The following is a 25283-nucleotide window of genomic DNA, read 5'->3' on the forward strand; positions in this document are numbered from 1 at the left end:
CTCGCTCGATCACCCGACCCGGAACGTGGCGAGGCCCGGGGTGACCGTACCGGCGTACATCGGGAGCAGGATCACCGCGACCTGCCCCGGCCCGGTGTTCAGTGTCGCCGCCGGCGGGATCCCATTGAGGCCGTCGGACAATTGGGCCCACCCCGTCGCGCCGGTGGTCACATTCCACCACCGCACCTCCGAGGACAACAGGCAGCCCCACCCGCCCGCTTCTGCTCCGGTGATCACGGCGGAGCCCGGTCGATCGAGGACGACCCCGCAGTGGATGGGCGGCACGTCGAAACTGCCGTTCGGGTTGCCGAAGGACGCCGGATTCACCTGGAACGGCACCGCCACCGGATCCGCACCCGCCATGCCGGTGGCCGACAGACCCGCCACGACGAGTCCTGCCACACCGATTCCGAGCCGTCGAACGATATTCGACATCGCGCACTCCTCACTCGAAGGACCCGACCCGATCGGTGTCGACCTTACGCCCCGTGAGCAGCGGATCGAACCCCGTCGGCGCGTGCACCCCGAACCGCTGCGGCGCGCGACTCCGGTCATCGACCACCTCGAGCGAGCTGCTCGGCGCCCATCGGTCGTCCAACTGATGCGCGGCGCGTGGTGGTGGATACGCTGTGTGGTGGCTCCCACGAAATCCGGCTGGAGTGATTCGCCGCGGGCTGTAGCTGGGCTCCGAGAAACGGCGTGACCGCGGCGATATCGGCGATGACGATTCCGGCGGGCTGATCGGCGGGCCTGCCCTTTGCGCCGTTGACGATCCCCGGCCCTATGCCGAATATCGCGTACGGCAGCGGCGGCACCACGGGCTTCCCGTCGGCGAGCGCTTGCGCGGCACGCGGTACGGCCTCGGTGATCGAAATGAGCATCGTAATCTCCTTCGGCGGGCCGCCGATAGCTGCCGGCCCCGCTACCCCGCCTTCGCCAGTAGCGAATCGCGTATCTCGGTAACGAGATGCTGGACCGGTTTCGTCTCACCAGCGGCCTTCTTCGCCGCTGCCACAGCCTTCCCGAGAAGTTCGGCTTGCTCGATCGAAATGATATGGAACGCAGGGCGTTTCTCGAAAGCGTCGTTCACGTTACCGACCAGTCCGCCCTCGAGGGAGAGCCTGCTGTGTAAGTCGAGTTCGGCGACGCCTGAGCCCGGGCTGAAGTCGAGGTCGTTCAGGTCCACCCACACAATGTTGGGCGCGGTGGTCGATTCGAACACGTAGCGGCGGTGGGTCAGGTCGCCGACCGTCTGCCACAGGGTCTGGGAGGCGTCGGGCTTGCCCGGGTCGGGGACACGGAACGGCTGGGCGGCGTTTCGGATGATGCTGAGCATCGCCGCGATGGCTTGCACCTGCGTCTTGGGCTGCGCTTGGTTCTTCACGTAGTACAAGGCGCGGGCGAACCGATCGCGGGCATCGCATGTGCCCGGCAGCGGATCGTCGCCTCCCAAACCCTCGAATTTCTCGACCAGTTCGAGTTGCTTGTCGTAGGTCGGGGAATTCGTCATCACGAGGTAGTCGCGGCTGTGGAAGATGTTCAGTTCGCCGTCGATGTATTCGAAGATCACCGAGTCGCCGGTGGCGTCGTCGAGCGCGAGGTGGATGGCCGGGTGGCTGCCGCCGGTCGGGTCGCTCATCGGGACGACCTGCGGATTGTGTTGCCGTGTCCATTCCACGGCGGCGGCGACGGTGGGGAAGTTGTCCAGGTAGTACTGCAACCACACCGACATCGCGAGCTGCGGGCGTGACGGATCGGGCTCGCCGTAGTCGGATTCGGCCAGCCACAGCACATGTCCGGCGAGGCCCTTCTCGTTGATTCCGTCCGCGGACAGGATGTCGTAGACGCCGCAGACGACACTGCCGTATTTCGCCGTCCACCGGAGTTGGCCGTCGACGCGATCATCACGGTCGATGCCGCGTGGCAGCTTCCAGATGTTGGTGTGCAGTTCCTGATGGAAGTCCATATTGCGGCCGACGACGACCGCTCCGCCGGCATCCGGCCAGATCACACGAGTACACATGAACGGAATTCACTCTCCTCGACGTGGGTCCATCGCCCGGGAACGGGCCGGTTATCGCAGGGAGAAATCGTGGCGTCATCGTAGATCAGTTCGTCCCGGTGGGCGCGGATCTACAAATGTCTGGTGCGGCCTCGCCTGTCGCCTCCCGTGGCAGCGAGGTGGCGCGAGGAAGGAAACAGGATGTCCACCATGCCTGCAGTTCCTCCGGCGCCCGTCGGATCCGCGACGGTCGATCCCTTCATCTGGACCAACGACACGGCCCGTCTGATCGGCTTTCTGGTCGAGGTGTTCGGCGCGATCGAGGTTCCCGAGGCTCGGACCGCCGATACCGACGGACTTGTTCTGCGTTCCGAACTGCAAATAGGCGATTTCGACACTCACGATCGCCGACCGCAAACTGGACTGGCCGTGTACGCCCACCTTCGTCCGCGTCTACGTCGACGATCCGGCCGCCACACTGAAACGGGCCGCCGCACGCGGTGCGCGGATCGTGACCGAGCCGACGGATTTCTGGGGCGACGTGCTCTCCCGCTTCGCCGACCTGCGGCACGCACTCGGACCGCAGAGCCACCGAATCCGCACGTATAGTCGAGGGCGTAGAGAATCAGCGAGAGGTACAGCGCGCCAGGGGGAGAGTGTGGCGCTGGAACGACAAGCGCGCCACCGGAATAATCGAGACCGAAGACGGTTCACATGTCTGGTTCGGCCTGGACTCGCTGGGTGAGCACAAGAATTTCGGGGACGTTGCCATCGACGACGTGGTCGAAGTGGAATACGAGAAAGTTGAACAGGATTCACACGACCTCCGGGCCGTCAAGATCACTTTGCCCTGAGCCTTCCGGTAGAGGTAGAGGCTCTGCTCGAGCGAGATGCGAGCAGAGCCTCTACCTCTGCGATCAAGCACTGAAGCAGAGCCGTTACGATGGCCCGCCGACCTGCTGTACACCTACCTGCGTGCGGAGGCGCGGGGCGATTTCGGTCCGTCCGCCGGGCCGCTGTACGAGCACATCAAGGCGATGCGTCCAGCCACCCAAACCGCCGATACGAATGAGTCTGCGGCCCAAGCACTTTTGCCAGGACCGCAGCGTCGAGGGGCTGTCCCGGCTCGATGTGGGCCAGTTCTATGGCGGCACCGAGGGCGGCGCGCTCGTGAAAACCCAGGCGGCGATGTGCACAACATCCGCTACACCGACGTCACGACCCTCGGTCGCACCATCGTCGGGATCGACGAGTTCGTGAAGTACAACTTCGCGTTCTTCGATGCCATCCCGGATTGGCGCTACGACCCGCTGCCGAACCAGGTGTATCCGGACGTGACACCAGAGGGGCCCGGGCGCACCGTTATCCGTTATATGGGTAGCGGTCACTGGACGGGCCCGCTGCGGTCGTATCCGTACGACGAGTCGACACCGGTCATCTACGGCAACGGCCGTTTCGTCCAGTGCCCCGCCGTGGACCGGTACCACTTCAACGCCGAGGGTCTGCTGGAAGAAGGGGCAGACCCTCTACGACTTCCTGGACGCCACCCAGCGCGGCGGTGTACTGCCACGAGACGACAGTTGGCAGTTCCGGGCACAGATGGCGGCCTCGAAGCTCCCTGCACTGCTGGCGCAGTTCGGGAAGTAGCGCCGCTGTAGTCGAACTACGATTGCGGGCATGTCGATGCCGCGGTCGGAACGCCCGGACCTTCCCGAGTACATGACGTGGGAGGAACTGGAACGGTTACCAGAGGAGATTGCGCGCCAGATCGAACTCTGGGACGGCCGGGTGGTGTGGGTCCGGCGTGGGCCTGCCGAACATCAGGCATTCACCCGGCGGGTCACGAACGCATTCGAGCGCTGCGCCCGCACAAGCATGTCCGAGCGTCCCGAAACCTGTTGGCGGGTGGAGTCGGAAACCAACGTGTTCCTCTCCGCGAACGGCAAATCGAACTTCCTCACCCCGGACTTCCTCGTCTACCGCTGCCTGCCCTCGCCCTATCAGGATGTCCGAGCCGCCGACACCGTGCTGGTCGGCGAGGTGTTGTCGCCGTCGAACACCCAATCCGATGTGGAGGCCAAGAAGGCGCGCTATGCGACCGCCGGAATCCCGTGGTACTGGGAGGTCACACTGGCGCGGGAGATCAGCGCCGTTGCCACCGTGCGCGCGTACGGCCTGGAGACCGGGCACGGTCGTCTCCCGGAAGGTGTGCGTCCGCTGCGCTCCGCCAACTACATTGTGACGGGGGAATGGAGTGCCGGCGACGAGGCTGCAATCGCGATCGGCTTCCCTTTCCCGATCGATGTTCCCTGGTCCGAACTGGACTTCTGAGCAGCGCCGACCGTCATCGCCCGGCGTGGATGTGGAACGCACCCCAGGGCCGCAAGGCCGGTTCACGAGCTGAGCCGGCGATCACGGTCGCCGGTCGCGAAACCACTTGGGTCACGGGCATTTCAGGATTTCACACGCCCGGGCGAAGTGGTCGCGCCGGACGTCGCGGCCATGCGAACCGCCGTTGATGATCTTCGAGACGGGGTCGATGCTCGCCGGATCCTTGGGGTTGGTCTTGTCGGCGACGTCGTTCAGATTGTGGCTGGTCCAGTACCAGGCGGCCGTGGCGAACGCGTACTGCGGGTCGGCTACCAGCTCCGGGTGGTTGACGAAGTCGACACCCAGCGCCTGGCTCGCGAGCTCGTAGTTGTGACGTCCGGTCAGCTGCAGGCCGCCCCGTCCCTTGTACTTTTGGCCGTCGCCGGGCTGAGTGTTGCCGAGATCTGCGCGGCCGTTGTAGTCGCTGCCGTCGCTGTACTCGGTCAAGGTGTCGAAACCGGCGGTTTCCTGCCCGACCTGGGCAAGGAATGCGGCCGCACGCTGCGGTGTGTCGATACCCGCCTCGGCCATCGCGGCGTTGATATCCGGAAGCCATGCGGTGACGTTCGCCTGATCGGCACCGGGCAGTGCGGCGGGAGACGCGACGGCCTGGGGAGCCGGGGCGGCCGCCTGAACTGCAGCGGGCGCCTCCGTTGCGGGGGCGGGCGTCGACAGTGCTGCCAGCCCGACCGCCGGTGGCGTGGACGGCTCGTTGCCGCTGGCGGTGGTGACGATGGTCGTGACCGCGGCGGCGGCCAGGGTCGCGGCGCCGGCAGTGCGGACCACGGATGCCACTGTCTTGCGGCGTGCGGATGTGGAGGACATGCGCTGTGTTTCCTGTTCTCGGCTGTTCGGCCGTATTCGGGCATGCGTCGGACAGCGAGGCGGCTCGGAAGGAACTCGCCTCTGCACGATGTGTTGTGGGGGAGGACCGACCCGGTACGACCGAACTGCTGCGATCCTGCGGGCGCTGCGATGTACCGCGCCTCGACTCGAGTCGGGCGTGCGTCCTGCCGCGATCAGTCCGCCGGCCGGGTGCTCACGCCGAAGGCGCGGCCCAATGTGGCGACGGTTTCAATTGGGAGACACGAATTGCGATTCGCTGTACATATTCGAACCAGACAGCCGAATATATTTCAATACGATAACGCTCAGGCATCACGGCGGCAACGATGAGGCGGCCGGGACGACTGGTCGACACCTCCCAGACATGCCATCGTCATGCCTTTGACCAGCTAATATTCGTTAAACTATGACCCTGGCCACGATGTGCGAATCTGTATCGCAGGTCACGTCTGCGTCACGAAAGCTGTCACATTTCGGGCCGGCTCCACGCCCGTCTGCCGCCGCCCGAGACCGGCTTCATCGCACCGAGCGGCCCGGTTGTAGCGCCGGGTGGTACGTCGACACCTGTACCTGGACCCCGAACCGAATCCGCATCAAGTCGCACCGGATGCCCGGCTGGTGCACGTCGACAACGGCCTGTCGCGCACGCGCACACTGCCGACCGGGCCGCCGGACGGTGCCACCTGCCGTGACGAGGCGGACGTGAACGAACGGGGCCGGATTACGACCGCGTCTACGACATCCCGCCACACTCACCGCTCCGAACCCACTGCGGGATAACGTATTCGGGCTTCCGCACCGGTCAGGGGACCGACGCCGTCGCCACAGAAGACGTTCTGCTAGTGGCGCGTTCGGCGAGGCGGCGCAGCAAGCGGACACGGCGCGTCCACCGGGCGGGGTCCGCGACGGAGCCGGTGAGACCGCGTTCTGCACGATCCAGACAATCCTCCAGGAGGGCGTCGTGCATCCACCGGTAGGCCAAGGGCCACGCCAGTCGCGCCTGTCCGCGAACGTTCATGGTGAGCAGGTGAACCAGATCGGTGCCGCCGGGGGTGGGGCGGACGGTGAATTCGTGGAAGCCGTGGAAGCCACGCGGCCCCGTGAAGCGGAAGCGCACCCAGTGGCCGGGGACATACTGCTCCACCGTGTACCGGATCGGACCGTGTCCACCCGCCGCGCCTGCGCCGAGAGCGCGGTCGAACCGCATCGCGGGCCAGTTCTGGACCGGCCAGAGTTCATCGCCCTCGCCGGCGAGGCTGTCCACCAGCGCGCCGACTGCTTCCACCGGTACAGGTAGGTGACGTAGGTGGATGTTGACAACGGCCATGATCCGGATCCTTCTGTCGGGACTGCTCGGCGCTGCAGCCCGCCGGCGCGCCGCACTGGGGCGGTAAGGCCGACCAGCGGTATTAGAGAGAAATCTCTACAACAAATTAGAGCATATTCTCTACTACATGGGAAGGCCACCGAGGCACGATGCCGATCGGCTGCTGGATGTCGCCGCCGAACTCCTCGCCGCGGGCGGCCCGGCCGCTGTCACGATGTCGGGAGTAGCCAAAGCCGCCGGCGCGCCGAGCGGATCGGTATATCACCGCTTCCCGGATCGCCCGGCACTACTGGCCGCACTGTGGTCGCGCGCCCTGCGGGGATTCCATGACGAGCTGCTCGCCACGCTGAGTCTCGAAGAACCACAGGAAGCGATCCGCCGCAGCGCCCGTGCGAGCCTCGAATGGGCCCAGCGCAATCCGCGTGCAGCGCACGTGCTGCTCACGGGAGCAAGGGAACTCGATGAGCAGAACTGGAGCGAACAGGCGCGCGCCGATACCGCGCGAGCCAACGCCGCACTACGCGCCGCACTCGACACCCTCGCCGAGGGCGGCGACGACACCGACCCCGAGATGGCCGACCGGGCCCTGCTCGCGGTGGTCGACCTACCCTACGCCATGATCAAGCGATACCTGAGCGTCGGCCGGCAGATCCCCGACTACGCGCCCGAACTCGCGGAACAGGCAGCCGCAGCACTGTTCACGATGCGGCGGAGTTAGCGAGCCGACATCGCCTCGGTGCACTACGACGGCCCCGGATCTGCGGAGGGCGGTTGGTCACATCGACCAGGACAGCTGCGGCGTCGGCGAAGTCCGCCCGGCCGGTTGACGCTACCGATTCCCGCTCACCGAGACCGGTCGGCGTCGTGCCGCGGTCCCGGGAGACATTCGAACCGCACCCACAGACTATCTATTGACGCAAATGTAGCCGATGGCTACAGTGAGGCCAGTCACATGCCGGATGGAGAAGATCGCCGCACAGTTTCGTTCGCGCACGCCACTCGGCACTTTCGGAGCCGACCGGCAGTCGCTTCGACCTCGCCGGCCGAGACATCGGTTGGCTAGTCACTGTCGAAGGTCTCGACCCCGCCGACCTGATCGACGATCCGGAAGGGAGCACTCATGTCACGAACAATGCGGGCCTATCGAATCACTCGGTGGGGCCAGGCCCCCGAAATCGTCGAGGTTCCCGTTCCTGATCCAGGATCCGGCGAAGTCGTCGTGCAGGTGGCCGGGTGCGGGCTGTGTCATTCCGATATCGGCATGACGCAGATGCCACGGGAGGTCGGGGAACCTCGTGGCTGGCAGATGCCCTTCACCCTCGGACACGAGACCGCCGGGCGCGTCGCCGCGCTCGGCCCCGACGTCACCGACTTCGCCGAGGGGGACCCGGTGGCTCTGGTCTCACCCGCGTCCTGCGGCCACTGCTGGTATTGCACACGGGGCCAGGACAGTTCGTGTCCCAATGGCGCTTCCGGCCGCGGCTACGGGCAGGACGGCGGCCTCGCGGACTACGTGCGGGTGACCAGTACCCGTGGCCTGATCAAGCTGAATACGCTCGACCCCCGCACCGCGGGCCCGCTCACCGACGCCGGCGCCACCGCGTACCACGCGGTCCGGCGAGTGCTGCCGCGTGTCACACCGGGCGGAGTCGCGGTGGTGATCGGTGCGGGCGGGCTCGGTTCCTTCGCGGTGCAGTACCTGCGCATTCTCACCGCCGCGCGGGTCGTCGCGGTCGACACCAACCAGGCGCGGCTGGCATTCGCCGCCGAGCTGGGCGCGCACGACGGTCTCGGTGCGCAGGGCGAGGCCGTCGCGGAGACACTGCGGGAGATGAGCGATGGCCGCGGCGCCGACGCCGTCCTCGATTTCGTCGGCGCGGACGCGACCATCGCCGCGGGCACCGCCGCCACCCGACCCGGCGGCGCCTACGGACTGATCGGTGCCGCCGAAGGCACACTCGATCAGCCCTGGTACGGGGGGCTTCCCAAGGACGGCGAGATTTTCACCTTCCAGGGCTCGAACATCGCCGACCTCCAGGACGTGATCGGACTGGCCGAATCCGGTGCGATCCGAAACGAGGTGCAGACGTTCCCCTTCGAGGACGTCGCGGACGCCTATCACCAACTCGACGCCGGCACCCTCCGCGGCCGCGCGGTCGTGGTCTTCGACAACAGCTAGCAGAAGCGGCACACAGGGAGACAGAGATATGACAACCAGCCGTCGATTCGAGGGCAAGGTCGCGTTCATCACCGGCGCGGCACGGGGACAGGGTCGAGCCGAGGCGGTCCGGCTCGCGGCAGAAGGCGCGAACATCATCGCGATCGACGCCTGCGCAGAATTCACGACCACGCCCTACGCCGGGGCGACCGAAGACGATCTCGCCGAGACCGTCCGGCTCGTCGAGACCCAGGGCCGGAAGATCGTGGCGCACAAGGCCGATGTGCGCGATGTCGAGGGACTGTCGACGGCCCTCGGCGACGGCATCGATCAGCTGGGCCGGCTCGACGTGGTCGTCGCCAACGCCGGGATCTGTTCGGCGGCACTGTCGTGGGAGGTCACCGCCGAGCAGTGGCAGGAAACCATCGACGTCAATCTGACCGGCACCTTCAACACCGCGAAGGCGGCGATTCCCTATCTGATCGAGCAGGGCACGGGCGGTGCGATGGTGTTCACCAGCTCGATGTCGGGCCTCAAGGGCACTCCGCTGACAAGCCACTACGTCGCCAGTAAACACGGTGTGACCGGACTCGCCAAGGCGATGGCGAACGAGCTCGGCGAGTACGAGATCCGCGTCAACACCGTGCATCCCGCCGGAGTGGACACCGGCATGGACATGAGTTCGATGCTCGAGCTGCTCGACAAATACGCGACGACGCTCGCTCCGATCTACATGAACACTCTGCCGCAACCGAGTGCACAGCCGGAGGACATCGCGGCGGCCGTCGCGTGGGTGTGCTCGGACGAGGCCCGATACATCACCGGCGCACAGATTCCGGTGGATCTTGGCAACCTCAATCGGTAGCGGTCTGCCCACGCGTCTGCACAGCTCTACGGCAAGGACACCCACCTTCCGCCTAACATGCATCCGATGACAATTGACGACCAACGGTCGGGCCGAGCTCCGCACGGTTCACCGATCGGCACCGATGGCCCGCGAATTCCGTTGTACGCACCGGAGTTCGCGGTAGATCCGCACAGCACCTACCGCGCCATGCGTGAACGGTACGGGCCCTTGGTTCCGGTGGAGGTAGCACCGGGCGTGCCTGCCACGCTGGTGATCGATTACTACACCGCGGTGCGGATCTTCAACGACCCGAACCATTTCCCCGCCGATCCGCGCTCCTGGCAGCAGAACATTCCTTCGGATTGCCCGGTGCTTCCCCTCATGGGGTGGCGGCCGAACGCACGACGGAACGACGGCGACGCCCACACCCGTTACCGGCAGGCCATCGTCGCGGGCCTCGCGAAAGTCGATCCGTACAGCGTGCACGACACGGTGGCTAAAGTTGCTGTCCCGCTGGTCAACTCGTTCTGCGGCGACGAATCCGCCGATCTGATCGGGCAGTACGCGTTTCCACTCACCTTCGCGGTATTGAACGCTGTGCTGGGTTGTCCGACCGAGATCGCGCAACGTGCGGCCGGCGGGATGGCCGCAATGTTCGAGGGCGTTGACGCGGAGCGCGGCGCTGCGGTGCTCATGGAGTCACTTCTGGAACTGGTCGAGCTCAAGCGAACCGAGCCCGGCGACGACGTCACGACACGAATCATGCGCCACCCGAGCGACCTGAGCGAGTCCGAAATCGTCAATCAGGTGGCCACGCTCTATGGAGCGGGTATCGAACCGCTGCAGAATCTGATCGTCAACGCACTACGCCTCATCCTCACCGACGAGCAGTTCGGGGACAGTGTGATGAGCGGAAGCATGTCGACCCGCGATGCTCTCGACGAGGTGCTGTTCAACGATCCACCGGTTGCCAACTTCTGTTTCACCTTCCCGAAACAGCCGATCCTCATCGGCGACACCTGGTTACCGGCCCACCAACCCGTCGTCATCAGCATGGCCGCCTGCAACACCGACCCGGTGGTCGGCACGAACCAGCACGCGGGCAATCGCGCGCACCTGGCATTCGGCGGTGGCCCGCACGTGTGTCCGGCCAGTTCGTTGGCCTACCTGATCGCTGAGGACGCCATCGACCAGTTGCTCGACGCCCTGCCCGAGATACGCCTGGCGGTGCCGGCCGCGGAGCTGACCTGGCGGACGGGCGCGTTCCACCGGGCGTTGACCTCCCTGCCGGTCACCTTCCCGGCATCGCCTCCGCTTGCGCCGGTATAGCCGTCACCCGGCCCGAAGCCGGGCGACGTTGTTCAGCCAATCCTCGACGACCCGGTCGGCGAGGGTTTGATCGGATCGCATGATACGGGTCAGTTCGAGCCCGCGAACCAACGCCAGCAGCGACTCGAAAGCGGTGCGCGCCGCGTCCGGATCACGGATTCCTGCGTGCCGGTGGAAGAGCACACGCAGTGCCGCTCCCAGCCGCCGTTCCGCCGGCAGCAACGCTGCACGCAACTGCGGGTCGGTGCGGGACACGGCCCACAGTTCGATGGCGGCTTGAAAAGGTGGTCCGGTCATCGCCGATCGGATCGCGTGCACCATCTCGGTCAGGGCGTCGGGTCCGTCACCGAGGTCTGCGACCAGTTCCCCGAAGTTGCGCAGGCGCATGTCGGCGATGTGGTGAATCGCGGCGACGAGCAACTCCGACTTCGAGCCGAAATGGTGCAACAGCGCACCCCGCGATACCCCCGCTTCGTCCTGGATCCGCTGGGTCGTGGTGCCCGCGTAGCCGTAGTCCACCAGACATCGGATCGTGGCGTCGAGAAGGGCCTCGTGCGTTCTCGCGTGTTGCTCTCTGCGCGTCACCCCACTCGCGGGCTTTCGGTTCACAACGGCCTGAGCTCCCCGCTGGTGATCTGATCGCGGAGGCGGAATTTCTGGAGCTTGCCCAGCGCGGTCACCGGAAGGCTTTCAGCGATGTACCAGGATTTGGGCGTCTTGTGCGGTGCGAGACGTTCCCGGAGGTAGTGGTGCAGTTCCTCCGCTGTCGGGGCCGGTTGTGCTGGGACCGGTCGGACGACGGCGGCCACGCTCTCGCCCCATTCCGGGTCGGGCAGGCCGAGCACGATCGCGTCGGTGACCGCGGGGTGCGCGGCCAGGATCTCTTCGATCTCACGTGGGTAAATGTTCTCCCCGCCGCGGATGATCATGTCCTTGAGCCGCCCGGTGACCCGCACGTATCCGCGGGCGTCCATCGTGCCCAGGTCGCCAGTGTGGAGCCGCCCGTCGGCATCGATCGTCTGCGCGGTCTCGGCCGGCATATCGAGGTAGCCCGACATCAGTTGGTATCCGCGCGCGCAGATCTCGCCCTCGACCCCGACGGGCTGCACCACACCGGTGCCGGGATCGACCACGGATACTTCGACCTGGGGAAGCGGTTGGCCGGCCGTGAACATGTTGTCCTCGCGGCTGTCGCTCGGACGCGTCTGGCAGATGATCGGACTCGATTCGGTCTGGCCGTAGACCGCACTGGCCGTGGCGCCGCAGACCTTCGCCCAGCCCTCGACCAGTACCGGGGGGACGGCATCGCCTCCGGACATCACGACCCTCAGCGCACCGAGATCGAAACCGGCCAGCCCGGGATGTGCGAGCAGGGCCGCCAGCATGGCGGGCACCCCACCGAATACCTCGGCGCGGTAGTCCTGGAGTGCCTGCAGCATCGTCGACGGGTCGAAGATCTCGGCGACGACGACGGTGCCCCGGTGATGTATCGATCCCATCACGGCCAAACCGCAACCCGCAGTATGAAACAGGGGCAAGGCGGTGGCAAAGGTCGCCCCGGGGGACGCGTCGCAGCGATCGCGCACGAAGGCGGCATTGGTGACCATCGCCCGATGGGTGAGTACCGCCGGCTTCGCACTGCCGGTAGTGCCGGAGGTGAACTGTATCTGGGTAGCAGACCAGGGATCGACCACCGGCAACTCGGTCCGTTTTCCGGTGCAGCGCACCTCGTCGAGCCAGCCGTCGAAGGCAGTGGCCTCGCGCACCGTCGGCACCGCGGGCAGCACGGCCCGGGCCAGTGCCGCCATATCGGTGCCGCGGAAGCTGTCGACGAAGAAGACTCCGACCGCGTGTGACCTGTCGAGTGTGTATTCGAGCTCCTGTTCGCGCAGTGCGGGATTGATGGTCACGAGCACCAGCCCGGCGAGTGCGGCTCCGTACTGCAGCACGAGCCACTCGGGGACGTTCGGCGCCCACACCGCGATGTGTTCGCCCGGCCGGAAGCGGTCGAGCAGCCAAGCTGCCGCACGCTCGGCATCGTCGCGAAACTCTGCGTAGGTCCAGGCCCGGGCATCGCGTTGCGGAGCCACCGATACGAGAGCGAGCTTGTCCGGTACCTCGGTAGCGGCCTGCTGCAGAAGCTCCCCGACTGTCGTATCGAGAACAGGCCGACTGGTGTCCATCGGCCACAAGGATTCGGTCAGTGCTCTCATCGGCCCGTCTCTTCCGCCGGGGCCGCCTTCTCGTCGAGTTCTCTTTTCATTCGGGCGATCTCGTCCTCGGTGGGGACCTCGCCTCCGCCGTCGGGAATGTGACGGCCGGTGTCGCGCCACCGAACCGCGGAGTCGAAGCCGTATTTCTGCGCGAAGTCGACGAACCAGCGCCCCTCGGGGGAGTGGCGGGTGATGCCGTCGAAGAGCACGGCGAGATTCTGGGTGGTTTGCAGCCCCATGTTGTCGTACGCCTGGTTGATCATCATCTTCTGCATGACCAGCTGGTTGATCGGGATACCGGCCATCCGATCGACGAGCTCTTCGACCGCGGTGTCGAGTTCGGCCGCGGGAACCGCGTCGATGATCAGACCCCACTCCTTGGCCTGGACACCGTCGATGGTGTCGCCGGTGAGCAACATGCGTTTGGCACGTTCGGCACCGAGACGATAAACCCACATCGCTGTCGTCGGACACCCCCACACACGTGCGGGCATGTATCCGATCCGGGCGTCCTCGGCCATCACGACCAGGTCACAGGAGAGCGCGATATCGCTGCCGCCGGCAACGGCGTACCCGTGCACCTTCGCCACTGTCGGCTTCGCCGAGCGCCAGAGTGAGAAGAAGTGGTCGGTATTGGCCTTCATCATCCGGAAGTCCTTGATCGGATCCCACACCGCACCCTGGTGTTCCGCACCGCCTTCCGCGTAGAGCTTCAGGTCGTAACCTGCACAGAACGCGCGTCCTGCTCCTTGAATCACGATGACACGCACCGAATCGTCGGCATTCGCCTCGGCGACAGCGTCATCGATCTCGCGGGCCATTTCGGCGGTGATCGCATTCAGCCTGTCCGGGCGGTTCAACGTGAGGTAGGCACGATGCTCACGTACTGCGTACTCGACCGTGTTTCCGGTGAAAGTCATGGCGGCGTCCCAACTTCGGCAGCGATGGTGCGGGAACACTTTCACAGTCCGTTTGGACTGTCAACGGATCCGACCTGGTCGCACGGCCGGAAGCGCCTGAGGCAATCGCGACGCAGTAGGGGAGAAGCCATCCGACCACCTGGACACCTGTCTGACCATCGTTGTAGTCTCGCTCGGCGGCTGGTGAAGCCGCGCTGTTGGCCCCGGCCGATGCCGCCGGTGGTCATCGCCCGACACGACGATCGAAGGTTTTCGGATGAGTGATACGAACGAGCCGCTGATAGGACAAGTGGCTCTGGTAACGGGGGCCGCCCGAGGACAAGGACGCGCGCATGCGGTGCGGCTGGCCGCTGCGGGCGCCGACATCATCGCCGTCGACGCATGCGCACCTGTATCGGACACCATCACCTACCAAGCGGCTACTCCCGAGGATCTCGCGGAGACCGGGCGGTTGGTGGAGGCCACCGGCCGCAAGGCACTCACCCGGGCCGTCGACGTCAGGAATCTGGCGGAGCTGCAGACACTCGTGTCCGACGGCATCGCCCTGTTCGGCCGCCTCGACATCCTGGTCGCGAATGCCGGCGTGCTGAGCTGGGCCAGGCTGTGGGAAATGAGTGAAGAGCAGTGGGACACCGTTGTCGATGTCAATCTGAGCGGGGCGTGGCGCACCGTCCGGGCCGCCGTACCGGCGATGATCGAGGCAGGTAACGGCGGCTCGATCATCATCGTGAGTTCGTCGGCAGGGCTGAAGGCGACTCCCGGAAACGGGCACTACGCAGCCTCGAAGCACGGTCTGGTCGCATTGACCAATACGCTGGCGATCGAAGCCGGCGAATTCGGGATCCGAGTGAACTCGATTCACCCGTACTCGGTGGACACACCGATGATTCAGCCGGACACCATGATGGAGATGTTCGGCAAGTATCCGACATTTCTGCACAGCTTCCCGCCGGTCCCGCTGAAGCAGGCCTCCGACGGGCAGAGCGGCTTCATGCCGGCCGAAGATGTCGCCGAGGTGGTGGCATGGCTGGCGGGCCCGGGGTCCGGTGCGATCACCGGTACTCAGATTCCCGTTGACGCGGGGGCACTCAAATTTTGACCGGCCCGATTTCGACCTCGTTCTGAGGGCGCACCACATCGAGTGCGGAGGCCGGGGAGAAGATCTCGCTGATGCCGCGGCGTTCGTCATACCGGCGACGCCGCGGCGGGCACGAGATGATGCTGGGTTCTCGCGTGCGGCTCAGCGATCGTCGTCGGTGTAACGGATGATCCCGCGAATGTTTCTGCCCTCGAGCATGTCTCGGTATCCGTCGTTGATCTGGTCGAGTCGGTACTGCCGGGTGACCATATCGTCGAGATTCAGCTTCCCCGCTGTGTACATCGCCAGTAGCCGGGGAATGTCGTAGTGCGGATTCCCGCCGCCGAAGATGGTGCCCTGCAGTCGTTTCTGGAGAAGCGACAGCATCGCCAAATTCAACGTGGCTTCGTTCTCGATCAGGCTACCCATCGCCGTCACTACGCAGGTGCCTCCCTTCGAGGTGATGCCCAGCCACGTGTCGATGTCGCTACCTCGCGCCTCCCCGACGGTGACGACGACCTTCTTGGCCATGCCCCCTGCTGTGATTTCCGCACACGCAGCAGTGGCTTCCTCGATGGTGGCGTACGCGTGAGTCGCTCCGAACTTCAGGGCTTGTTCGCGCTTCCACGCGACAGGATCGACCGCGAATATGTACCGAGCCCCGCAATGCACCGCGCCCTGCAGTGCGGCGATTCCGAGTCCGCCGATACCGATGACGGCGACGTCCTCGCCCGGGCGGATATCGGCAGAGCGGGTGGCCGACCCGTATCCGGTCGTGACTCCACATCCGACCAAGCAGGCGACTTCGAACGGGACCGAGGGATCGATCTTGACGACGGAACTCTGGTGGACCACGGCATAGGGGGAGAAGGTACCCAGCAGGGTCATGGGGTAGACGTCGTGCCCGCCGGCGGTGACTCGGTGTGTGCCGTCGGTGACCGACGTTCCGGCCAGCAGTAGCGCGCCGAGGTCGCAGAGATTGCGCATCCCGGCCTGACACGACGGGCATCGGCCGCACGACGGGATGAACGACAAGACCACATGGTCGCCCACTGCGAGATCCTCGACATCGGGGCCGAGTTCGACGATGACACCGGCGCCTTCATGTCCCCCCAACACCGGGAACCCCGCCATGGGAATGCCTCCGGTCACCAGGTGGTGGTCGGAGTGGCACATACCCGCCGCCTCCATCTGCACTTTCACCTCGTGCCGGCGAGGTTCATCGATCTCGATCTCCTCGATTGCCCAGGGCTGGTTGAACTCCCAGATGAGAGCACCTTTGGTCTTCATCGCTACTGCCTTCGTGACGGGCCGGCACCGCGGTTGGATCCGGGGAGCCGAGTGGTATGGAAGATGTAGGTTCCCAGTCGCACCGACCGCTCGGGCTGTTCGCGAGCCGAAGCCGCGGCGCGGCGTGGAGAATTCGATCCTGACACGCGTATGGACTCGTGTCCAGGTTTCCTACCGGAGGGCGGAACGCCGGGTCGGCAAGTGTGGTATTCGCGTCTCCGGCACACCGAGGGGCCGAGCCGCACAGCGTGCGGCCACGCCGTCTCCGCGACGGGAACGCGCGATGTGGTAGGCGTTGTCAGCGTGTGGGAAGAACGCATCGTGTCCGGCGACGTCGAACTGTTCGTTGCGTGTGCCGGGAACACGGTGGACCCGCCACTGCTGGTCGTGCACGGTGGGCCCGATTGGGACCACAGCTACCTGCGGGAGCCTCTCGCCGAACTGGCCGGCACCCATCGCCTGCTCCTGCCGGATCTGCGGGGGTGTGGACGCTCTGCCCGCGGCTTGCCCGTCACGGCCTACAACCCGGACGCAGTGATTTCCGACCTGCTGGCAATCCTGGATGCGTTCGGCCTCGAGGCCGCCAATGTACTGGGCTTCTCCTATGGTGGCCTGCTCGCACAACGACTCGCGGTGACCGCGCCCGAGCGGGTGGACCGGTTGATCATCGCATCCAGCAGTGTCCTACCGGTTCCCGCCGATGCCTTCGAGGGCTGCCCGGAAAGACAGGAGCGTCGCGAAGCAGAACTCGAGGTCTGGTCGCGGTCTGCGCTCGGACCGGAACGCACCCGCGCCGCCGCGGCGGCCGGTGCCCGGGTCAATGTTTGGCGTGCCGACGCGCTGCCGCACTATCTGCAGCGGCTGGAAGCAGTGCGGTTCTCGGCGGAATGGGACCGAGCACGCGACGCGGGAACGTTGAAATCCCCCCGCATCGCCGACCCGATCCAGGCGCTCTCGGCAACCGCGGTGCCGATACTTCTGCTGCACGGTCGCCACGACATGATCTTTCCGGCGGAACTGGTCGAGCGCACTGCCGCAGCACTTCCCAACGCCGAAGCTGCAGTGCTCGAGGAAGCCGGCCACATGGCCCACATCGACCAACCTCGGCAATGGCTCGCCGCTATCCGGAAGTTCCTGCACCGCCGATGATGGTGCTATAGACCTTCGCTGCTGTAGTCAGGCTGCCCGGGTTCGGTAGCGGCCTGGTGCGGTCCCGAATTCGCGTTTGAAAGCCTTGGCGAAACCGCACACCGTATCGCCGCCCGGCGATGCCGTCCTACCAAGTCGCGCCGATCTACGGTTTGCGCGCCCGATCTACGGCTTCGGACGGATGGCTTCAGGACCGGATTGCGCTCCCGAAATCCGTTGGCGACTATCAGCTGTCACTTTCCGCGTGGCAGTAGTACGAACCATTGGAAGGAAGCCGGAAACGATGACCAAACTTGCACGAGTCGCGACCCTTGCGGCATTGGTCGGCGGTGTTCTGGCCGGGATCGCCCCGACCGCTTCAGCCGATACGGTGAAGGTGAAGACACTGGAAACGCTCACGGTGCGGGCCAATGCCGACGACAACTCTCGCGCCGTCGGCACCATTCCCAAGGGCACAACATTCAAGACAAGCGACCTCATTCACGGCGGGGGGTCGTACAAGGCATGCGGCTACAAGGACTCGAACTGGACCGCAGTCAACTGGAATGGCGCCAAGGGCTGGGTCGTCCGCTCTTGCGTTATGCCCCTGTAGTCCGGGCTACGCCGGTCCGGTGATATTCCGGTCGGCGGGTCCGCCCGCACAGGGCACAACAGGGATCGTTCGCCCGCCGGGGCCGGCAGATGCCAACCCGGCGGGTGGCTGTAGGCCTTACTACTCGGCCGGGGCGGGAATGCACTGCCGGGGCCGCACTGTCAGTTCTGGCGATCACTGTCGACTCCGCCTGTGTGACGCTGACGGAACTCACGCGGCGACATGCCGTAGCGAACCTTGAATGCGGCGGAGAACCAATTCGCGGTGAGACCGGTCCGGGCGGCGATGTCGGTGATCGTCATGTCTTGCGCCCTGCTGTTTTTCAGTAGTTCCCGGCCCACCCGCAGTGCTTCTTCCCGTCGCACATCTCGATAGGAGGTGCCCGCACGCTGCAGCGCGGTGCGAAGTTGCCGCGGCGACCAGCCGAGTGCGTGTGCGACCGAGGGCAATCGCACATCGTCCGCACCGATGCAGGCGCGCACATGCCGTCGCACGGCCTCAACCGTCTCATCTGGGTGTGTTCGCGGCGGCTGGTTGTCTCCTACCGCGAGCATGCACAGCAGTTCACTGATCCGATCGCACGCGACGTCGAATTCGCGATCATCGAGTTCGGCCCGCTCGGCGTGCACGCTCCGGATCAGAGTCTGGGTGACGCGGCCGAGACCGGTATCCAGATTCAGGGCGGTACGACGTGGGCCGTCCGCCGCGACGGCGTGATCGACCTCGACGCGCGGCAGTTGCAGGGCCAGTGCGCTGGCGCCGGGTCGGATCCAGCACACCTGATCGGCCCCGAACAGCATGGCGTGTCCCGGCGGAGCGGCGATCACGTCATTGTCTCGACCTACGACGAAGGAGCCCTGCTGGGGGAGTACCAGCCAGTAGAAACCAGCGGCGGGTTCGCGCCTGACATGCCCCGGGGTCCGAAAGCTGACACGTCCGTCGGGTTCGTCCCACCGCAGCAGGCTGTAGGTGCTCGTCTGCTGCGCGGTCAGGCGGGAAGTCCACTCACCGAGGTGGCGTATCCGATGACCCATCGGCACAAAGGTGTTGATGAGTTCTGCCCATTCCTGGGCATGATTGACGATCAGTCGGTCGTACTTCACCGGGCACGTCCAACCCGGTTCGAACGAGGCTCACGGTAATGGCGGAAACCTGACGTCATACCGACCCCCTCCTGGTCTCGGCTCGACAAACACCAAGGCCCGATAAGCGGTGCCGCACAATCCAACGCGGAAGCCTCCATCAGGGCACCGTAAACCTTATCGACGCCCGGCAATGCCATCACACCGAGTGGCGGCGCGAGCTGGAAAAGCTTGCGCGGTATGACGATTCACGTTCCAACAACACTTCTTGTCGGACTCTCGGAGTCTTCCCAGCTCGGCAGGACATAAACCTGACCTGAGGTGATTTGCAAACCACACTAAAAAACGTCGTCCGTTGTACCTGCAGTACTGCAGGTACAACGGACGACGTAAATGTACCGATTGTGTCCGGAGGGGGACTTGAACCCCCACGCCCGTTAATAGGGCACTAGCACCTCAAGCTAGCGCGTCTGCCATTCCGCCACCCGGACCGGTGGTGCTCAGCAAGATTAACGGATCAATCCTCGAGGTCCAAATCACGGGTATTCGTGCAGGTCGGCGAGGAGGTTCGGGCTGCTGAGCGCCGCCTTCGGCTGGGTCAGTTCTTCAACGCTTCGAGTAGCGCGGAACGCTGGCGCGATCCCAGGCCACCGATGCGGCGATCGACGGGGATGTCGGCATCGTCCATCAGCTTGGCGGCCTTGACGGGACCGATACCGGGCAGGGCCTTGATGACCGCGGCGACCTTGGTCTTTTTGACCAGGTCTTCCTTGTCGGCACGCTCGAGCACCTGGGCCAACGAGACCGAGCCCTTGCGAATCTGCTCGATCAGCTCCGACCGCGCCTTACGGACCGCGGCCGCCTTGGCCAGCGCTTCGGAGCGTTGCTCGGCGGTCATGGTGGGAAGTGCCATGTCTCTAACCTTTCACTCGTTCGCTGGAACTCAACGGCACCGATTGAACATCACCGGCAGCCCGCTGATGGGTCGACACACCGCGAGGATAATCGCCGTTCGACCGCAGTGCCGCCCGTTCACCCCCGCCGAATGCGGAATATTTGCCGGTGAGGGAATTGATGGACCGTCCGGTTCGTCGATCCGGGGCCGATTCGGGACCGGCGGCGCAGCACCCGCCGCGGGGTGCAGGGTGTGCCGAAACCGTTCCTGCGCCGGACTTTTGGATCCCGCTACGCGATCATGCACGCCATTCACGGTGTCCGCCCAGTGAGGCACCCACAGGTATCCGGGCCCTGACCGGGCATTATGAAGAGCCGAAGATCACGATTCCATCATTGGACATCTGTCCATCAAAACCGGAGAGCAAGGACGCGCGTGCAGATCACACTCGAGGACATCGATTCCGCCGAAATCGAACGCCGCGCCGCGCTGTACGGGCCGCTCACCGAAGCCGTGCGGGAGCTCGTGGACGCCACGATCCGCACCGAGGTCGACGACCAGGAGATCCGCGAGGTCGAGACGCTCGTGCGCGCCGCGACGGCACGGCTGCGCCGCCGCCAGCTCGACGGCGCGTTCGGAGTCCGCCACACTGCCGCCGGAAAGGTCCTCACCTGGGGAAATGCTGCGGTCGGGTTGCGTAATGCGATTGCGCCGCCGTTGGTCATCCACCGCGATGAGCTCGGCCGGCGGCACTGTGAGGTGACGCTGGGCGCCGCCTACGAGGGCCCGCCCGGACTGGTGCACGGCGGGGTGTGCGCGCTGATCCTGGATCAAATTCTCGGGATGACCGCAGCGGTCGGCGGAAAACCGAGGCTGACCGGCACCCTCACGATCACCTACCGGGCCGGCACCCCGCTGGGGCCGATCCGCCTGGATGCGTGGGTCGAGCGGGTCGAGGGCATCAAGACCTACGCCGCCGGCTCCATCTCCGCGGGCGGGACCATCACCGTCGAAGCCCACGGCGTGTTCATCGCCCCGCGCGGCACCCGGGACACATCCGAGTAGCGCCCGGCCCCGGCTCGTTGCGACGGTCGCCCGGGCGGGCCGCGTACGGCGACCGGCAGCCGGTGGTGATCGGTGCCCCACGATGCGTGGTAGGAAAGTGGCGTGACTGGTTCCGGGGAAGAACGCGCGTACAGCTGCCGTGCGGAAGCCGAAGTGGTCGGGTTGGTCAGCAAGCTGATCCAGTTCGATACCTCCAACACCGGGGTGCTCGAAACCACCAAGGGTGAGCGCGAATGTGCGCAGTGGGTGATCGAGCAGCTGCACGAGGTCGGCTACACGACCGAATACGTGGAGTCGGGTGCGCCGGGCCGCGGCAACGTGTTCGCGCGACTGCCGGGTGCCGATCCCAGCCGCGGCGCGCTGATGTTGCACGGGCATCTGGATGTGGTTCCGGCCGAGGCCGCCGACTGGAGCGTGCACCCGTTCTCCGGCGCGATTCGCGACGGCTACGTGTGGGGCCGCGGCGCGATCGATATGAAGGATATGGTCGGCATGATGCTGGCGGTGGCACGCCAGTTCAAGGCCGAGGGCACCGTGCCGCCACGCGATCTCGTGTTCGCCTTCCTCGCCGATGAGGAGAACGGCGGCAAATGGGGTTCGCAATGGCTGGCCGACAATCGGCCGGACCTGTTCGAGGGAGTCACCGAGGCGGTCGGTGAAGTCGGCGGGTTCTCGCTGACGGTGCCGCGGCGCGACGGCACCGAGCGGCGGCTGTATCTGGTGGAGACCGCGGAGAAGGGGCTGGGCTGGATGCGGTTGCGCGCCAAGGCGCGTGCCGGGCACGGCTCGTTCCTGCACGACGACAATGCGGTGACGATCCTCGCCGAGGCGGTGGCGCGGCTGGGTAACCACACCTTCCCGCTCGTGCTCTCGGATTCGGTGGCCGAATTCCTGGCGGCGGTGAGCGAGGAAACAGGTATCGAGTTCGATCCCGACAGCCCCGATATCGAGGGCCAGCTCGCCAAGCTGGGCACCATTTCCCGGATCATCGGCGCCACGCTGCGCGATACCGCCAACCCGACCATGCTGCAGGCCGGCTACAAGGCCAACGTGATCCCGCAGACCGCGGAGGCCACCGTCGACTGCCGGGTGGTGCCGGGGCGGCAGGCAGCGTTCGAACGCGAGGTGGACGAGCTGATCGGCCCGGACGTGGAGCGGGAGTGGATCACCGAACTCGACTCCTACGAAACCACCTTCGACGGCCACCTGGTGGATGCGATGAATGCGGCGATCCTCGCCCACGATTCGAACGGGCGCACCGTGCCCTACATGCTGTCCGGCGGAACGGATGCGAAAGCGTTCGCGCGCTTGGGTATTCGCTGTTTCGGTTTCGCGCCGCTCCAGTTGCCGCCGGAACTGGACTTCTCCGCGCTGTTCCACGGTGTGGACGAGCGGGTGCCGGTACCGGCACTGGAATTCGGCGCCCGCGTCATGGAGCATTTCCTGTTGCACAGCTGACGATCGACCGACTACCCGACGAGCAGAAAGGACGGTCCACGTGCCCGACTATTCGTACAATCCGTACGCGGCGCTACCGCAACTTCCCGAATTCACCCTCACCTCCACCGACGTCACCGACGGTCAGCCCCTGGCCAACGAACAGGTCAGCGGCGTGTTCGGCGCGGGCGGCAAGGATATTTCGCCGCAGCTGTCGTGGAGTGGTTTCCCGGCCGAGACCAGGAGCTTCGCGGTCACCGTTTTCGACCCCGACGCCCCGACCGCGTCGGGCTTCTGGCACTGGGCCGTCGCCGACATTCCCGCGTCGGTCACCTCACTGGACTCCGGTGCGGGCAGCGCCGGTGAGGGCAGCGAGGGCGGCGCGCTGCCCAGCGGTGCGGTGCAGTTGCGCAACGACGGCGGATTCGCCGGTTTCGTCGGGGCGGGCCCGCCGCCGGGACACGGCTATCACCGCTACTACGTGGTGGTGCATGCGGTGGACGTGGAGTCGCTGGGGATCGGTGCGGACGCCAGCCCGGCGTTCCTGGGGTTCAATCTGTTCTCGCATGCGATCGGGCGCGCGATCCTGGTGGGCACCTACGAGCAGAAGTAGCAACACCGCGGGCGGGTGGTGACCGGAGTCCGGCACCACCCGCCCGCCGCACGTCTAGAGGTTGTGCACGCCGTCGGGGGCCGGATCGGTGTAGAGCTCGGCGATATCGGTGGCGTATTCGGTGGCAATGGGGGAGCGCTTGAGCTTGAGGGTGGGTGTCAGTTCCACCCCGCCGGGTTCCCAGGCGCGGTCGAGGATGCGGAACCGTTTGATCTGCTCGACGCGGGCCAGTTTCGTGTTACCGGCGACGATCGCGGCGCGCACCTCGTCCAGGATCTGCGGATTACCGGCCAGGGTGGTGAGGGCGGCATCGGGCATGCCGAGCGCCTTGGCCCGCACGGCGGCGGTGTCGGTGTCCAGCACCACGAGTGCCGCGATGTAGGGGCGAGCTTCACCGATGGCCACGACCTGCCCGATCAGGGAGGACTGCGCCTTGACCGAATTCTCGATATTGGTGGGGGACAGGTTCTTCCCGGCCTCGGTGATGATGAGTTCTTTCTTGCGGTCGACGATGGTGACGTAGCCGTCGCCGTCGATTGTTGCGATATCGCCGGTGTGCAGCCAGCCGTCGGCGTCGAGGGCGTCGTTGGTCTTGTCGGGCATCTTGCGGTAGCCGTGGGTGACGATGCCGCCACGGATCAGTAGTTCCCCGTCTTCGTCGAGGCGGATCTCGGCGCCCTCGACGACGCGGCCCACCGAACCGGGGCGCGGCTTGTCGAGTTCGGTGTAGGTACCGACGCCGGTGGTTTCCGACATTCCCCACACCTCGCTGACCGTGAAGCCCAGCCCGAGCAGGAATTCCAGCGTTTCGGGTGGGATGGCGGCGGCACCGGAGGAGGCGACGTCCAGCTGGTCCATGCCGAGGGTGGCGCGCAGTTTCGACAGCACCAGCGCGTCGGCGATCTTGTGCTGTACTGCCAGCAGCGGGCCACCGCCGCTACCGGACAGGCGCGCGCGGGCGGTGGCGACGCCGACCCCGATCGCCCATTGGGCGAGCGTCTTCTTGACCGGGCTGGACTCGGTGGCGATGGCGGCGTCGACACCTGCTTTGATCTTCTGCCACACCCGCGGCACGCCGAAGAAGAAGGTGGGTCGGGCATCGGGCAGGGCGGCCGCGATCTCGCGGGCGTCGGGCACGCAGGTGATGGTGACACCGGTGAACAGGTTGAGGCAGTGCCCGGAGATACGGTCGGCGACGTGCGCGGCGGGTAGATACGACACGGCACGCGAGTCGATGTCGGCGACGAGTGCGCCGGTGGTCAACGCCACGATCTGCGCGACGACGTTGGCGTGGGTGATCTCCACGCCCTTGGACGGGCCGGTGGTGCCGGAGGTGTAGATGAGGGTGGCGAGGTCCTCGGGTCGCACCGCCTGCCAGGCGGCGTCGAAGTCGAAATCGTCGGCGGGATCGTTTTCCACCTGTTCCAGGGTGAGTCCGCCGTCGGGTGCGGTGCCGTCGACGACGATCAGATGCTCGAGGCTCACCCCGGAGGTGGTGATCGGCGCCAGGAATGCCTGTTCGGTGACCACGACGCGGTTGTCGGCGTTGCCGAAGACGTGCGCGATCTGCTCGGGGGAACTGGTGTTGTACACCGAGAAGGGGGTGGCACCCAGATGCAGTGCGGCCGTGTCGACGAGGTTGAACTCGGGCCGGTTGGTGAGCATGATGCCGACGGTGTCGCCGTGTCCGATACCGAGTTTCGCCAGCCCGGCCGCGATGGCGCGGACCCGGCGCGCATAGTCGGCCCAGGTGATCTGCCGAGTGCCTCCGACGGTGCGTAGCGCCACCTGATTCGGGCGCAGCGCCGCGGTGTGCTGGAAGGCCTCGGTCGCGGTACGGACCGCGGCGCCGTTCTGGTGGGTGAAGGCGAGTTCAGCTGTTGTCATAACCCTTGTCCCGGTCGGTGCACGAACCATCACACCTGCGGCGTGACGTGGATCACCCATCCTAAACAGGAAATCGGACATCGGCAGGGCTCTTCCGGCCGGTAGGAGTTTGCGGCCGGGAACGATGCGGGCCCGGACCTCCGCACGGAGATCCGGGCCCTGACTCGGTGTCGCGCGGGGCGG

The 25283-nt window shown here is 65.9% G+C and carries 25 protein-coding genes and 1 tRNA gene; 13 read left to right on the forward strand and 13 right to left on the reverse strand.

The features are described 5' to 3' along the window. Positions 1-9 precede the first annotated feature (9 nt). The 3 genes from NV2_RS29070 to NV2_RS29080 all read right to left on the reverse strand — a co-directional run bounded on the left by NV2_RS29070 (position 10) and on the right by NV2_RS29080 (position 2023). Positions 10-435: a hypothetical protein gene (locus tag NV2_RS29070; RefSeq protein ID WP_067881618.1), complete on the reverse strand. Its 426-nt coding sequence runs from the start codon at positions 433-435 to the stop codon at positions 10-12. Between the two features lie 116 nt (positions 436-551). Further along, positions 552-881 carry a hypothetical protein gene (locus NV2_RS29075; RefSeq protein WP_067881620.1) on the reverse strand — a complete coding sequence of 110 codons (330 nt, stop codon included), beginning with the start codon at positions 879-881 and terminating at the stop codon, positions 552-554. A 41-nt stretch (positions 882-922) separates the two neighbouring features. Then, positions 923-2023 carry a linear amide C-N hydrolase gene (locus NV2_RS29080; protein WP_067881623.1) on the reverse strand — a complete coding sequence of 367 codons (1101 nt, stop codon included), beginning with the start codon at positions 2021-2023 and terminating at the stop codon, positions 923-925. Between the two features lie 635 nt (positions 2024-2658). On the opposite strand from NV2_RS29080, the gene NV2_RS29090 reads away from it, so the two are divergent. The 3 genes from NV2_RS29090 (at position 2659) to NV2_RS29100 (ending at position 4333) form a co-directional block, all read left to right on the forward strand. Beyond that, positions 2659-2856, forward strand: coding sequence for a hypothetical protein (locus tag NV2_RS29090; protein WP_067881628.1), 198 nt, complete (start codon positions 2659-2661; stop codon positions 2854-2856). Between the two features lie 336 nt (positions 2857-3192). Continuing rightward, on the forward strand, positions 3193-3660 hold the full coding sequence (locus tag NV2_RS29095; protein WP_245662824.1) for a hypothetical protein: 468 nt from the start codon (positions 3193-3195) through the stop codon (positions 3658-3660). Between the two features lie 19 nt (positions 3661-3679). After that, positions 3680-4333, forward strand: coding sequence for a Uma2 family endonuclease (locus NV2_RS29100; RefSeq protein WP_067881631.1), 654 nt, complete (start codon positions 3680-3682; stop codon positions 4331-4333). A gap of 111 nt (positions 4334-4444) precedes the next feature. Here the strand turns inward: NV2_RS29100 and NV2_RS29105 are convergent, their stop codons facing one another. Together NV2_RS29105 and NV2_RS29115 are read right to left on the reverse strand one after the other, a co-directional pair. Further along, entirely contained in the window at positions 4445-5197 is a 753-nt protein-coding gene (locus NV2_RS29105; RefSeq protein ID WP_067881634.1) for a glycoside hydrolase family 19 protein, read from the reverse strand. 823 nt (positions 5198-6020) lie between these two features. Continuing rightward, positions 6021-6545 carry a hypothetical protein gene (locus NV2_RS29115; RefSeq protein ID WP_067881640.1) on the reverse strand — a complete coding sequence of 175 codons (525 nt, stop codon included), beginning with the start codon at positions 6543-6545 and terminating at the stop codon, positions 6021-6023. 127 nt (positions 6546-6672) lie between these two features. On the opposite strand from NV2_RS29115, the gene NV2_RS29120 reads away from it, so the two are divergent. From NV2_RS29120 to NV2_RS29135, 4 genes are all read left to right on the forward strand, one after another. Continuing rightward, complete coding sequence (locus NV2_RS29120) at positions 6673-7263, forward strand: TetR/AcrR family transcriptional regulator (protein ID WP_067881643.1); 591 nt, start codon at positions 6673-6675, stop codon at positions 7261-7263. Between the two features lie 402 nt (positions 7264-7665). Further along, positions 7666-8724: an alcohol dehydrogenase catalytic domain-containing protein gene (locus NV2_RS29125; RefSeq protein WP_210749852.1), complete on the forward strand. Its 1059-nt coding sequence runs from the start codon at positions 7666-7668 to the stop codon at positions 8722-8724. A gap of 28 nt (positions 8725-8752) precedes the next feature. Further along, a complete protein-coding gene (locus tag NV2_RS29130) occupies positions 8753-9568 on the forward strand; it encodes a mycofactocin-coupled SDR family oxidoreductase (RefSeq protein WP_067881650.1) in 816 nt (271 codons plus the stop codon). Positions 9569-9634: 66 nt separating this feature from the next. Continuing rightward, a complete protein-coding gene (locus NV2_RS29135; protein ID WP_067881711.1) occupies positions 9635-10879 on the forward strand; it encodes a cytochrome P450 family protein in 1245 nt (414 codons plus the stop codon). Between the two features lie 3 nt (positions 10880-10882). Here NV2_RS29135 and NV2_RS29140 read toward each other — a convergent pair whose 3' ends face one another. Genes NV2_RS29140 through NV2_RS29150 form a run of 3 tightly spaced genes read right to left on the reverse strand, consistent with a single transcriptional unit; the run spans position 10883 to position 14012 of the window. Next, complete coding sequence (locus NV2_RS29140; protein ID WP_218019037.1) at positions 10883-11464, reverse strand: TetR/AcrR family transcriptional regulator; 582 nt, start codon at positions 11462-11464, stop codon at positions 10883-10885. Between the two features lie 20 nt (positions 11465-11484). Further along, positions 11485-13092: an AMP-binding protein gene (locus NV2_RS29145; RefSeq protein ID WP_067881656.1), complete on the reverse strand. Its 1608-nt coding sequence runs from the start codon at positions 13090-13092 to the stop codon at positions 11485-11487. Next, positions 13089-14012, reverse strand: coding sequence for a crotonase/enoyl-CoA hydratase family protein (locus NV2_RS29150; protein WP_067881658.1), 924 nt, complete (start codon positions 14010-14012; stop codon positions 13089-13091). Before NV2_RS29150 ends, NV2_RS29145 begins: the two co-directional genes overlap by 4 nt. A 256-nt stretch (positions 14013-14268) precedes the next feature. Between NV2_RS29150 and NV2_RS29155 the strand changes: the two genes are divergently transcribed. Continuing rightward, positions 14269-15111 carry a mycofactocin-coupled SDR family oxidoreductase gene (locus NV2_RS29155; protein WP_067881661.1) on the forward strand — a complete coding sequence of 281 codons (843 nt, stop codon included), beginning with the start codon at positions 14269-14271 and terminating at the stop codon, positions 15109-15111. 141 nt (positions 15112-15252) lie between these two features. Here NV2_RS29155 and NV2_RS29160 read toward each other — a convergent pair whose 3' ends face one another. Continuing rightward, the gene (locus NV2_RS29160; protein WP_067881664.1) at positions 15253-16380 is read right to left on the reverse strand and encodes an NDMA-dependent alcohol dehydrogenase; all 1128 of its coding nucleotides are present in this window, start codon (positions 16378-16380) and stop codon (positions 15253-15255) included. 285 nt (positions 16381-16665) lie between these two features. Here NV2_RS29160 and NV2_RS29165 point away from each other — a divergent pair, with 285 nt between their 5' ends. Continuing rightward, entirely contained in the window at positions 16666-17529 is an 864-nt protein-coding gene (locus NV2_RS29165; RefSeq protein WP_210749853.1) for an alpha/beta fold hydrolase, read from the forward strand. 283 nt (positions 17530-17812) lie between these two features. Then, entirely contained in the window at positions 17813-18121 is a 309-nt protein-coding gene (locus NV2_RS29170) for an SH3 domain-containing protein (RefSeq protein ID WP_067881667.1), read from the forward strand. 161 nt (positions 18122-18282) lie between these two features. Here NV2_RS29170 and NV2_RS29175 read toward each other — a convergent pair whose 3' ends face one another. From NV2_RS29175 to mihF, 3 genes are all read right to left on the reverse strand, one after another. Beyond that, entirely contained in the window at positions 18283-19224 is a 942-nt protein-coding gene (locus NV2_RS29175) for an AraC family transcriptional regulator (protein ID WP_067881670.1), read from the reverse strand. A gap of 384 nt (positions 19225-19608) precedes the next feature. Further along, positions 19609-19694, reverse strand: a tRNA-Leu gene (locus NV2_RS29180). A gap of 107 nt (positions 19695-19801) precedes the next feature. Beyond that, positions 19802-20116 (reverse strand): integration host factor, actinobacterial type, encoded by a 315-nt coding sequence (mihF, locus tag NV2_RS29185; RefSeq protein WP_067881673.1) that lies wholly within the window; start codon positions 20114-20116, stop codon positions 19802-19804. Positions 20117-20533: 417 nt separating this feature from the next. Between mihF and NV2_RS29190 the strand changes: the two genes are divergently transcribed. The 3 genes from NV2_RS29190 (at position 20534) to NV2_RS29200 (ending at position 23213) form a co-directional block, all read left to right on the forward strand. Then, complete coding sequence (locus NV2_RS29190) at positions 20534-21163, forward strand: PaaI family thioesterase (protein WP_067881676.1); 630 nt, start codon at positions 20534-20536, stop codon at positions 21161-21163. A gap of 102 nt (positions 21164-21265) precedes the next feature. Continuing rightward, positions 21266-22621 carry a M20/M25/M40 family metallo-hydrolase gene (locus NV2_RS29195; protein WP_067881679.1) on the forward strand — a complete coding sequence of 452 codons (1356 nt, stop codon included), beginning with the start codon at positions 21266-21268 and terminating at the stop codon, positions 22619-22621. A 40-nt stretch (positions 22622-22661) separates the two neighbouring features. Further along, on the forward strand, positions 22662-23213 hold the full coding sequence (locus NV2_RS29200) for a YbhB/YbcL family Raf kinase inhibitor-like protein (RefSeq protein ID WP_067881682.1): 552 nt from the start codon (positions 22662-22664) through the stop codon (positions 23211-23213). Positions 23214-23267: 54 nt separating this feature from the next. Here NV2_RS29200 and NV2_RS29205 read toward each other — a convergent pair whose 3' ends face one another. Further along, positions 23268-25100: an AMP-dependent synthetase/ligase gene (locus tag NV2_RS29205; protein ID WP_067881685.1), complete on the reverse strand. Its 1833-nt coding sequence runs from the start codon at positions 25098-25100 to the stop codon at positions 23268-23270. Between the last annotated feature and the right edge of the window lie 183 nt (positions 25101-25283).

This window comes from Nocardia vermiculata NBRC 100427 (assembly GCF_001613265.1).
Taxonomy (GTDB): Bacteria; Actinomycetota; Actinomycetes; order Mycobacteriales; family Mycobacteriaceae; genus Nocardia; species Nocardia vermiculata.

What these genes read in the sequence shown, in the direction of transcription:
- NV2_RS29145 (WP_067881656.1), bottom strand. Translation starts at nt 13,092, where the DNA reads ATGAGAGCACTGACCGAATCCTTGTGGCCGATGGACACCAGTCGGCCT.
- NV2_RS29105 (WP_067881634.1), bottom strand. Translation starts at nt 5,197, where the DNA reads ATGTCCTCCACATCCGCACGCCGCAAGACAGTGGCATCCGTGGTCCGC.
- NV2_RS29120 (WP_067881643.1), top strand. Translation starts at nt 6,673, where the DNA reads ATGGGAAGGCCACCGAGGCACGATGCCGATCGGCTGCTGGATGTCGCC.
- NV2_RS29075 (WP_067881620.1), bottom strand. Translation starts at nt 881, where the DNA reads ATGCTCATTTCGATCACCGAGGCCGTACCGCGTGCCGCGCAAGCGCTC.
- NV2_RS29100 (WP_067881631.1), top strand. Translation starts at nt 3,680, where the DNA reads ATGTCGATGCCGCGGTCGGAACGCCCGGACCTTCCCGAGTACATGACG.
- NV2_RS29070 (WP_067881618.1), bottom strand. Translation starts at nt 435, where the DNA reads ATGTCGAATATCGTTCGACGGCTCGGAATCGGTGTGGCAGGACTCGTC.
- NV2_RS29125 (WP_210749852.1), top strand. Translation starts at nt 7,666, where the DNA reads ATGTCACGAACAATGCGGGCCTATCGAATCACTCGGTGGGGCCAGGCC.
- NV2_RS29160 (WP_067881664.1), bottom strand. Translation starts at nt 16,380, where the DNA reads ATGAAGACCAAAGGTGCTCTCATCTGGGAGTTCAACCAGCCCTGGGCA.
- NV2_RS29205 (WP_067881685.1), bottom strand. Translation starts at nt 25,100, where the DNA reads ATGACAACAGCTGAACTCGCCTTCACCCACCAGAACGGCGCCGCGGTC.
- NV2_RS29170 (WP_067881667.1), top strand. Translation starts at nt 17,813, where the DNA reads ATGACCAAACTTGCACGAGTCGCGACCCTTGCGGCATTGGTCGGCGGT.
- NV2_RS29155 (WP_067881661.1), top strand. Translation starts at nt 14,269, where the DNA reads ATGAGTGATACGAACGAGCCGCTGATAGGACAAGTGGCTCTGGTAACG.
- NV2_RS29150 (WP_067881658.1), bottom strand. Translation starts at nt 14,012, where the DNA reads ATGACTTTCACCGGAAACACGGTCGAGTACGCAGTACGTGAGCATCGT.
- NV2_RS29115 (WP_067881640.1), bottom strand. Translation starts at nt 6,545, where the DNA reads ATGGCCGTTGTCAACATCCACCTACGTCACCTACCTGTACCGGTGGAA.
- NV2_RS29135 (WP_067881711.1), top strand. Translation starts at nt 9,635, where the DNA reads ATGACAATTGACGACCAACGGTCGGGCCGAGCTCCGCACGGTTCACCG.
- NV2_RS29130 (WP_067881650.1), top strand. Translation starts at nt 8,753, where the DNA reads ATGACAACCAGCCGTCGATTCGAGGGCAAGGTCGCGTTCATCACCGGC.
- mihF (WP_067881673.1), bottom strand. Translation starts at nt 20,116, where the DNA reads ATGGCACTTCCCACCATGACCGCCGAGCAACGCTCCGAAGCGCTGGCC.
- NV2_RS29080 (WP_067881623.1), bottom strand. Translation starts at nt 2,023, where the DNA reads ATGTGTACTCGTGTGATCTGGCCGGATGCCGGCGGAGCGGTCGTCGTC.